Annotated in this window: 1 protein-coding gene; it reads right to left on the minus strand. The window is 68.6% G+C overall.

Going from position 1 to position 1,821, the window contains the following annotated elements; genetic code table 11:
* Window positions 1-58: 58 nt before the first annotated feature.
* Window positions 59-1,651, minus strand: coding sequence for an IS1634 family transposase (locus SZN_RS36940; RefSeq protein ID WP_244313500.1), 1,593 nt, complete (start codon window positions 1,649-1,651; stop codon window positions 59-61).
* Between the last annotated feature and the right edge of the window lie 170 nt (window positions 1,652-1,821).

Consider the following 1,821-nt stretch of genomic DNA (forward strand, 5'->3'; position numbering starts at 1 on the left):
TCTAGCCCCATCCTCCGCACGTCACTGGTCTGAGTGACGTCTGTCGGGCTGGCGCTGGTCAGGACAGGTTGATTTCCAGCAGGTCGAGGAGGTGCAGCTGCACGCCGCGGGTGATGTGGAGTACCTGGGGCGTGCAGTTGCCGGGGCTGGTGGCCAGGTCGAGTTCACCGAGGTGGTAGAAGATCATGCGGGCGGTGGGGCGTTCGCGGCGGTTGTCCGGGTAGAGGCCGGTCATCCTGCCGTCCGGGCTGCCATCGCGTTCCAGGGCTCGGCGTACCTGTCGTTCGATCAGGCTGTAGACCAGCAGCGCGAGCATGAGTACGTGCAGCAGTGCGGCGATGCGCTTGTTGCCGTGCAGGAAGACCGGCGCCACGGCCAGGGGGCCCTTGAGTTCGCTGTAGCGGCGCTCGACCTGGGGCTGTCCCTTGTAAGCCAGGAACACCGCGGCGGCGTCGGCTTTCACGGGCTCCTGGTTGGTGACCAGGGCGTACCAGCCGTCGGCGTGGGCCTGCGTGTCGAGCACGTCCTGGTCGAAGTGCCAGATGAGGGCCGGCTTCCCGCCGGGGCCGTCGTTGATGTGGGTGCGCAGGCAGTCGGTGACGCGCCGCTTGGCGGCGATCACCCCGATCTTCGCGGAGACTTTGTCGCGGGTCGGGTAGTAGCGGCCGCCGGCCAGCCGCGCCAGCTTGTCCAGGTCTTCACGGGCCTTGGAAAGGCGCTTGTCGCGGGCCTTGGCCTGCGCAAGAGCGTTGCCGGCGCTGTAGACCAGGATGCGGCGCACGGTGATCGGCGGGTCGCTTCTGCGCTTGCCGGTCAGGGTGTGGGTGTCTTCCAGGACCCGGTAGTCGGGGCGGTCCATAGTGGGGCGGTCGGCCACACGCAGCGGGATGTACTCGACTCGCTCCGCGGTCTCGGGGTCGAGGGCGGCGAACACCGACGCGTCGGTGGCCGAGGCCGCGAGCGGTGCGATGAACTCGACCTGCGCGCCGGACAGCGCGGTGAGGTTGTCGTAGGACACCAGTTTGCTGTCCCCGATCATCAGGAAGCGCTTGACGGCGGCGGTCTTCTGGAACCGCGCTATCGCCGAGACCACTTGGGTGATCTCGCCGCTCTGGCCGGAGATCGCCGTGGCCAGCAGCGGGATGGCCCCGTCCGCGCTGACCCCCAGGCCGGCCTGGATCTGCTTGAGGTCCACCCGCCGGTCCTTCGGGTGTCCGTAGGCGACCTTGGGATAGTCCGGGTCCTGGTCGTCGGAGTCGAAGGCCCCGGTCAGCGACATCGAGGTCATATCCCAGTGCAAGGTGGCGGTGTCGATCCCGAACTCGCAGATCGCCCGGGCGGCGATCGATCCGGTGATCTCGTCCAGGCGCGGGGCGATCGCGTCCAGGGCGCGGCCGAGCCGGTCGTCGTTGAGCAGCCCGGGATCGAGCTCCATGACCTCCTTGACCGCCCAGGTCCGGGCCCAGTCCTCCACACGGACCAAAGGCCGGGGGCTGGTGAGCCGGTTGGCGACCAGGGCCTCGATCACCTCGCCGTGCGTGGCCAGCGCCAGATCGCGCACCGGACACAGCCCATCGACGGTCTGGGCCACCTGCAGTCGATGCAGAAACTCCGCGACCACGGGCAGAGCGCCCAGACGCTTGGTCACCACCTGGGTCACCACCGCGCGCATGCGCAGCGGGCCACGCTCACGCCGGACAGCGACACGGCGGGCAGGAGGCGGAGTCATCAACATGCTCAGACAACACCGACACCCCTCCCGCCGTCACGGCCCACCAGCGGATTCAACCGATACCGCTACGTGCGGAGGATGGGTCTAGC

The organism is Streptomyces zinciresistens K42 (assembly GCF_000225525.1).
GTDB lineage: Bacteria > Actinomycetota > Actinomycetes > Streptomycetales > Streptomycetaceae > Streptomyces > Streptomyces zinciresistens.